The organism is Phycisphaerae bacterium (assembly GCA_035384605.1).
GTDB lineage: Bacteria > Planctomycetota > Phycisphaerae > UBA1845 > PWPN01 > JAUCQB01.
This window is the reverse complement of the sequence record DAOOIV010000101.1, coordinates 10,222-18,012: the sequence shown is the minus strand read 5'-3', so window position 1 is coordinate 18,012 and position 7,791 is coordinate 10,222. Positions and strand designations below refer to the sequence as shown.

Here is a 7,791-nt window from a genome sequence, read left to right as displayed (position 1 = left end):
TTTTTTACGAACAAAGCGAGAAAACCTCGCCGGAGTATGCTTGATCAGGGGCTAGACTTCTCAGCCGGTGCCGAACAGAGGGAGAGATGCTTGACTTGTCGTAGGGTCCCGAGGTTTTCCATGGGCGAGATTCAGCACGAGTTGATGCCCCGCGGCAACCCGGGCGAGCCTTTCATCCGGCGGGTCAGGATCCGCAACTACAAAAGCCTGGGCAAGTGCGATATTCAACTGCGGCCGCTGACGATCCTGGTGGGGCGAAACGGCTCTGGGAAAAGCAACTTCCTGGATACTTTGCGTTTCGTCGCTGAAAGCCTGAAGGGATCGCTCGATCATGCGATCAAGGCGAGAGGAGGCATCGATGCCGTCCGGCGACGCAGCACTGGACATCCTCGCAACTTTGCCATTGAGCTTGAGATGGCCTTGCCTGATTGGCATGAAGCCCGGTATGGATTCGAGATCGGTGCGCGCCCGCGAGGCGGCTTCGTTGTCAAGCGAGAGTATCTCAAAGTCTTCAAAGCCAACAGCAACCTCGCCGCCGAGTACTCAGTAAGGGAAGGTACTCTCGTCTCCCAGAGCGAGAACATGCCGCCTGTCTCGCCCGATCGACTCTATCTTGTTGTTGCCGCCGGCTTACCTGCTTTCCGACAGGTCTACGACCAATTAACGTCGATGGGCTTCTACAACCTGAATCCTGATGCGATGAAGGAACTACAAAGCCCCGACGCGGGTGACCTGCTCCACCGGGACGGCAGCAATATTGCCAGCGTGATCGCCAGATTGGGTTCCGACCAGCCTCAGGTCAAAGATCGGATCAGGTCACATCTGTGTACGATTGTTCCGGGCGTCACGGACGTGGACCGGGTGTCACTGGGGCCCCGCGAAACCCTGGAGTTCCGCCAGGAAATCGCCGGTTCCGATCTCCCATGGAAGTTCTATGCCGCCAGCATGTCGGACGGAACGCTGAGAGCACTGGGCACGCTCGTGGCCGTCACACAGTTGGCGGATCGGACGCACCCCGCAAGCCTGATTGGGATTGAGGAACCCGAGACCGCTCTGCACCCCGCTGCTGCGGGTGCTCTTATGGACTCTCTTCAGGAAGCCGCCACACGTACCCAGATTCTTCTGAGCACGCACAGCCCGGACCTGCTCGACCAACTCGATCCCGCTACGACTGGACTGCTGGTGGCACAGGCGCGGCAGGGTACCACGGAGATCGCGAGCGCGGATGCCGCAAGTCTTCAGTCCATCAGGAACCATCTCTACACGGCCGGAGAGTTGCTTCGCATGGACCAGTTGCAGCCGGATTCCGAGGACCTGCGGCGGCAGCTTGAAATCGATTTTGGAGACGAGGGGGACTTGTGAGTCGGCTGCGAGTTGCTCCGATCGTTGAGGGGTATGGTGAATTCCAAGCCATACGTCCGCTGTTCATGCGACTGTGGACGGAGCAACTCGGGGGCGAGTACATCGACGTCTTGCAGCCCATCCGCAGGCCGCGATCCCAACTGGGGACGCAAGAGGGCTTGTCGAGAGCGATATCGCTGGCCGTTTTGAAACTTACCACGGGCCAACCAAGTCCGGACCCTTGCTTGATTCTGGTTCTGCTCGATCGAGATCCTGATCCGAAACCGCCGTGCGAGTTGGGGCCGAAGCTGCTGGAGAGTGGACTCGCGGCAAGGCCGGATTTCGACATCACCTACGTTCTGGCGAACATTGAGTACGAAACCTGGTTTGTTGCCGCCGCGGAGTCCTTACGCGACTACATCGAGATGCCGCCGGACGAGCCGGTTCCGTCCTCGCCGGAAGATGCTCGGCACGGAAAGAGTTGGATTCAGCGGCATTTCAAGGGTATCAAGTACAGCGAGACGGTGGATCAACCGGCCATGACCTCGAAAATGGATCTGGCATTGTGTCGTCGAAGGTCGCCGTCGTTTGACAAGCTTTGCCGAGAGCTGGAGAAACGTCTCAAGTCCGGTTAAGGATCGAAAAGTAATCGCTACTTGGAGGAATCCCATGTCAGATAGTCGATTCAGTCGTCGCAAGCTCCTGTCCGGGACCACAGTTGCCGCTGCCGGTCTGGCGGCGGTCGGCGGTTGCGCGGCGACCAGGGGCACCGGTCTGGCCGCGGGAGCGTCCGCGGCCAAGAGCCGTCGAATCGGCCCCAATGATCGGGTTTCGATCGGCATCATCGGCTGTGGTGGCAGGGGCAGCCAGTTGATGCAGGATATCCACGACGTGGCCAAGGATCGTAATGCCGAGATTACCGCCGTTTGCGACGTCTGGAAAGTCAATCTGAACGTTGCCGCCGCCAAGGTCAAGGAGTGGTTCGGCAAGCAGCCGCGGGCGTCGACGCGATTCGGCGACATTCTGGCTCTTGATGACGTTGACGCAGTGGTGATCGCGACGCCTGACTTCGGCCACACGCCGATCATGATTGAGGCGCTGAAGGCCGGCAAGGACGTTTACGTGGAAAAGCCGATGTCGATGGAGATCGCCGAGGCCAACCAGGCACTTGATCTCGCTCGTAAGCATGAGCGAGTCGTCCAGGTAGGCACCCAGCGTCGCAGCGAGGGCCGCTTCAAAGGGGCGGCCAAAGAGTTCTCTACCGGGATCCTTGGCAAGCTGAACAGGATCTCGGCGGCGATGAACGTGAATCACCCGCGATGGGCGCGGTCGTACGCCGACTGCAAACAGAGCGACGTTGACTGGGATGCCTTCCTGTTCAACCGGCCCAAGCGCCCATTCGATCCGAGCCTGCTCCGTCAGTGGCATTTCTACAAGTTGTGCACCAACGGTCTGTCGGGTCTCTGGATGGCCCATTACTCCGACTCGGTCCACATGGTCACCGGCGCGAAGTATCCGACCAGCGCAGTTGCCCATGGGGGGATCTACGTCTGGAAGGATGGTCGCGAGCACACCGATACGTTCCACGCACTGCTGGACTATCCGGAAGGTTTCCTGATGAGTTGGGGCATGGGTCTGGCCAACAGCCATGGGGTGCATTTCGACCTGTGCGGCACCGAGGCGACCATGGATCTGGAGAAGTGGGTCGTTTCAGGCGAGGGCGGTGCGGGAGTCAAGAAGATGCCGGCCCGTCCGCTTCAGGCCGAGCCGAGCGAGTCGCATATGGGTAACTGGATCGACTGTATCCGCTCCCGGAAGCGACCGAACGCCGACATCGAATACGGACATCAGCACGCCGTGGCCACGATCATGGCCGCCGCCGCCCTCGAAACCGGCCGTCGCCATGTTTACGACCCGGTCAGGCGTGAAATGAGGCCGGGTTAATCACGATTGCTCACGAAGGCAGAGTGGCCGCCATGACGCGCCAAGGGGATGGGGCGCTTGTCGGCGCCGCTTCGCGCACGAAGGTCTCCAATTTGCCGGCGACGCGATAGCGGAACTCGCTGTCCAGTTGCTTCTGTGTCCGGGCCCCTGCCGTGATCGCGGCGGCGAAGCGTGTCAGCCCCTTGGCCAGGTCGCGGACACCCCTTACCATCTCGCGGCTCACCTTGCCGGGCATGTAGACCCAACGTCCCTCATATCGTCCGAATTCCGGGTATCTGAGCGGCAGACGTCCGGCCACCTGGATCGCTACCACTGCCCGGTCTCCGTTGATGGTTTCACTGACGAACCTGGCATCCTGGGCGAACAGTTCAAGGAAGTAGCCGATTGCCGGCAAGTCAAACTGACGGGGGTCGATGTGCGGACAATACTGGGCCAGCGCCACCTGCACGGTGGTGTTGGCGGTCATCATCTCGTCGATGGAGATCAGGAGCTCAATCAGCTCATCACTGCTGTCCGGATGGACCCACGGTGCCATGCTCCCGTATGAGTGCGAAGCATGCCATTTCCGGAGCTGCTCGTAGACCTCCTTGGGCGATGCCGTCGGGGGCAGGCCAAGCGCAGACGGATCGGTATTCCGGCGATCACAGGTGCTCAGGCAGGCGCAGCCCAACAGCAGAAACGCCAATGCCACAACTCTCCTTGGCCATCTGCGGGATTGTGATTGTCGGTACTCCTCGACCATCTGCGATTCCACCTCGGGCTGCCATTGTCCCACGTACAAGATTCGTCCGCGTCACCTGAGACTCAGCATCATCTGTCCGGCATCGCGAGTCGGTTTCCGGCGGGCGAGCCTTCTGGGAAGCCCTGAAGGCATCCCGCTCATAGATACTATACACCTGAGCCGGCCTGGGGCTGCCAAAGAGGAGCCGCCCTTCGGACAAACCGCTGTCGCCATCAGGTTCGCGGGTGGAGCGATCGTACTCCGTCCGGCAATCCGATCCACCCAGCGCGGCTTGGTGGACCGCTTTTCTCGGTCCTGAAGGAACAGGGCCGTCTGCAAAGCGGCGGGCGGTAAGGCACCGGGAAAAGCCGGCGACATCGCTTTTCCGCGCAGCCCATCTTTATCGCTGAAAGTAAGCCCGCGTGCGAGGATCGTTCTGCAATCGCTCTAAAGCCCGGTGCAGCTTGGACTTGACGGTCCCGACAGGCATCCGTAATGCCTGGGCGATCTCGGCCAGGGTCATGTCGTCAACGAACCGCATGAGAACGACTTCTCGCTGGTCCGGGGACAAGCCGGCCATGACCTCGGCCAAGCTGCTTCGAGCGCCGTCGTTTTCGGACGGCGGCGGGGCCGGGACGTCGGCATCGAGCTCGCAACCGAGCGAACGGCAGCTTCTTCGGCGAGCGGCCAAGCTGAGGTGCTTTACGACCGGGTAGAGGAACGTCGTCATTCTGGCGGAAAGACGGAGACTCGGCGTTTTACGCAGCAGGTAGGCGAAGGTGTCTTGGAGGACATCGAGGGCATCATCGGTCCGGCCGCTGAACCGAGTCGCCAGCCGAACCACCCAGTCGCGATAGCGGTAGTACAGGGTTTCGAAGGCTGCGGTGTCACCCTGGTTGATCGCCCGGATCAACTCCTCGTCGCTTCGGAGGTCGGGTGGAGACAGGGAACCCACGGGAAGACTCCTGATACCCCCCAGACGCCGGCAGGCACGACGACCGGAGCAATTAGGGCTGGTGCCAAGCTCTCCATGTATCCGATCATTAATACCCCGTCCACCCCAAGAAAGTTGAATGAAGGAACTTTTCGGGCAAGTTTGCGTCTAAACGACGGGCCGAAGGATAGAATCCAGTGTAGGGCTCATAACCGCACGGGGCTGGGTATGCCCCCATGCCGCGGGTCACTCAGGACATTCAGGAGAGCCCCTGACAGGCGCCCCACACAGGTCGCTCATCGGCCGACTGTCTTGCCCAGAAACGGAGGAACACGTCATGAAGACCTCGGTGAAATCTCTCGGTATTGTGGTTCCGTTGCTTGCCTTGTTAGCACTCGCTGCCGGCGGCCCCGTCCCACGGGCGATGGCAGACGGTTTCATCGTGGTCGATGATCGCAGCGTCGAGGAGATCCGGCGGCTGTGGCCTCATCCACGCCCCGTGCCGCGGCCGACACCCTGGCGATACCACATGCCGCTGCAGGTGAAGAATCACCTGGTCGAGGCCGAGCTCACCGACAGCGTCGGCGTCACGCGTATCGACCAGACCTTCCACAACCCCAACAACGTTCAGCTCGAAGGCACTTACATCTTCCCGATGGCCGACGATGTGGCCGTCCAGAAGTTCAGCATGATGATCGGGGACAAGGAGGTGCAGGCCGAGGTCCTCGACAAGGACAGGGCGCAGCAGATCTATGAGGAGATCGTCAGCAAGATGAAGGATCCGGCGCTGCTCGAGTACATCGGCAGCCGGATGTACAGAGCCCGTGTGTTCCCGATCCCAGCCAACGGCGACGTGCGGATCAAGCTCGAATACTCGCAGGTCATCACGGCCACGAACGGCCTGGCGACCTATCGCTACCCGCTCAACACGGAGAAGTATTCGTCGGCTCCGATCAGTCAGGTTGCCATTCGAGCCCGCATCAAGACCCGCCAGCCGTTGGCCACGGTGTTCTGCCCATCGCACCAGGCGAGCATCGACCGGAAGGGGGATAACGAAGCCAGCGTGGGCTATGAGGCCTCCAATGTGCTGCCGGACAAGGACTTCGTGATCAGCTACAAGACCAGCAACGAGGACTTCGCATTCGTGTTGCTGACTCACCGGCAGGCGGGTGAAGAAGGCTACTTCATGGCCCGGATCATCCCCGGCGAAGGCGCCCGGCCTCGCAAGGTGGTAGCCAAGGACATCTGCTTCGTCATCGACACCTCGGGCAGCATGGCCGGCAAGAAGATCCAGCAGGCCCGTGAGGCTTTGCGATATTGCCTCGCGAATCTCAACGCGGACGACCGCTTCAACATCGTGGCTTTTTCGACGGAAGCCCGGCCTTACAGGGACGTGCTGGTTCCGGCCAAGCCGGAGAACGTTGAGACGGCCCGGCAGTTTGCCGCCGAGCTTCAGGCTGCCGGCGGGACGGCGATCCATGACGCTCTGCTCGCGGCCCTGAAAGCCCGCGGTAGCAGCGATGAAGACAAGGGCAGGCCGTACATGATCGTCTTCCTCACCGACGGCCTGCCGACCATCGGCGAAACCAACATTGACCGGATACTTGAGAACGTGAAGAAGGCCAATGCCGGCGGTGTTCGTCTTTTTGTCTTCGGGGTGGGAAACGACGTCAATACCAAGCTGCTTGACAAGCTGGCCGAGGACAACCACGGCTCACGCGACTACGTCGCGGAAAACGAGGACCTGGAGCTCAAGCTCTCGAACTTCTACGGGACGATCGCCAATCCCGTGCTCAGCGACCTGAAGTTGACCTTCGACAGCGGCCTGGGTGTGCATGACCTGTATCCCAAGGTACTGCCGGATCTGTTCAAGGGTGGCGAACTGGTCATTTTCGGCCGTTATGCCAACCCCGGCAAAGGCAAGGTGGAACTGGCCGGCCGTTGCGGCGATGAGGACCTGAAACGATCGTGGGAAGAGTCATTCCCGCAGACCGACGCGGGCCAGGAATACCTGCCGCGGCTGTGGGCAACACGCAAGGTCGGCTATCTGCTCGATGAAATCCGGCTGCACGGCGAGAACAAGGAGGTTCGCGAGGAAGTCGTTCAGTTGGCCAAGCGGTTCGGCATCGTCACGCCGTACACCTCGATGCTGATCATGGAGGAAGACGAGGGTCGGCTCGCGCGGGGCGAGAGTGATCGAATTGAAGGCCTGACGCTGCACCGCAGGTTGGTGAAGGCACGGCCACGACCGCCGGCGCCGGCGAGACCCCGGGACTCCGGCCGACTGTTCAGTATGGACGCGGGGGACGAGGCAGTGGCGATGTCCAAGGAGGCGAAGCGGATGGCCGTTGCGGAAAGGCCTCATGAGATGGACAGCTATTTCGGGGGCTACGCTCGTGGTTCGGTTGGCAGAGAGCCCGCCGCCGGCGGAGTCGCGAGTTTGGGCGATGCTGCCCGGTATGGGTATGCCCCAGCCAGTCAACCGGCCGGCCAAGAAGATGAGCAGGTGATGCGTTACGTCGGGTCGCGCACCTTCTACCGCGACGGCGAGAAGTGGGTTGACAGCCGCTACAAGAAGGAGCTTCAGACGACGACGGTCAAGGCCTTCAGCAAGGAGTACTTCGAACTGGTCGCCGCTCATCCGGACCTGGGCAAGTGCTTTGCCTTGGGCAGCAAGGTCATCGTGGTCCTTGGTGACAAGGCCTACGAGACAACCGAGTAGCCGCTGCCTCTGGATTCCTATCTGGAGCTGCCGACCCCCAATGTTCACGCGCCGGCCCCAGATTCCCATCTGGAGCCTCGGTGGCGAGGATTTCCATCCTCATAATCGCCGAATGCCGAAGGGATTCGC

The 7,791-nt window shown here is 61.0% G+C and carries 6 protein-coding genes; 4 read left to right on the top strand and 2 right to left on the bottom strand.

Annotated elements, in window-relative coordinates:
- Nucleotides 1-120 precede the first annotated feature (120 nt).
- From PLL20_17520 to PLL20_17510, 3 genes are read left to right on the top strand one after another with little or no spacing between them, the layout of a single operon-like run.
- Nucleotides 121-1,362: an AAA family ATPase gene (locus tag PLL20_17520; GenBank protein ID HPD31794.1), complete on the top strand. Its 1,242-nt coding sequence runs from the start codon at nt 121-123 to the stop codon at nt 1,360-1,362.
- On the top strand, nt 1,359-1,976 hold the full coding sequence (locus tag PLL20_17515) for a DUF4276 family protein (GenBank protein ID HPD31793.1): 618 nt from the start codon (nt 1,359-1,361) through the stop codon (nt 1,974-1,976). Before PLL20_17520 ends, PLL20_17515 begins: the two co-directional genes overlap by 4 nt.
- 34 nt (nt 1,977-2,010) lie before the next feature.
- Entirely contained in the window at nt 2,011-3,285 is a 1,275-nt protein-coding gene (locus PLL20_17510) for a Gfo/Idh/MocA family oxidoreductase (protein ID HPD31792.1), read from the top strand.
- A gap of 10 nt (nt 3,286-3,295) precedes the next feature.
- Here PLL20_17510 and PLL20_17505 read toward each other — a convergent pair whose 3' ends face one another.
- Nucleotides 3,296-4,060 (bottom strand): hypothetical protein, encoded by a 765-nt coding sequence (locus PLL20_17505; protein ID HPD31791.1) that lies wholly within the window; start codon nt 4,058-4,060, stop codon nt 3,296-3,298.
- 346 nt (nt 4,061-4,406) lie between these two features.
- Nucleotides 4,407-4,961 carry an RNA polymerase sigma factor gene (locus PLL20_17500; GenBank protein HPD31790.1) on the bottom strand — a complete coding sequence of 185 codons (555 nt, stop codon included), beginning with the start codon at nt 4,959-4,961 and terminating at the stop codon, nt 4,407-4,409.
- 316 nt (nt 4,962-5,277) lie between these two features.
- On the opposite strand from PLL20_17500, the gene PLL20_17495 reads away from it, so the two are divergent.
- Nucleotides 5,278-7,662 carry a VIT domain-containing protein gene (locus tag PLL20_17495; protein ID HPD31789.1) on the top strand — a complete coding sequence of 795 codons (2,385 nt, stop codon included), beginning with the start codon at nt 5,278-5,280 and terminating at the stop codon, nt 7,660-7,662.
- Nucleotides 7,663-7,791: the final 129 nt, after the last annotated feature.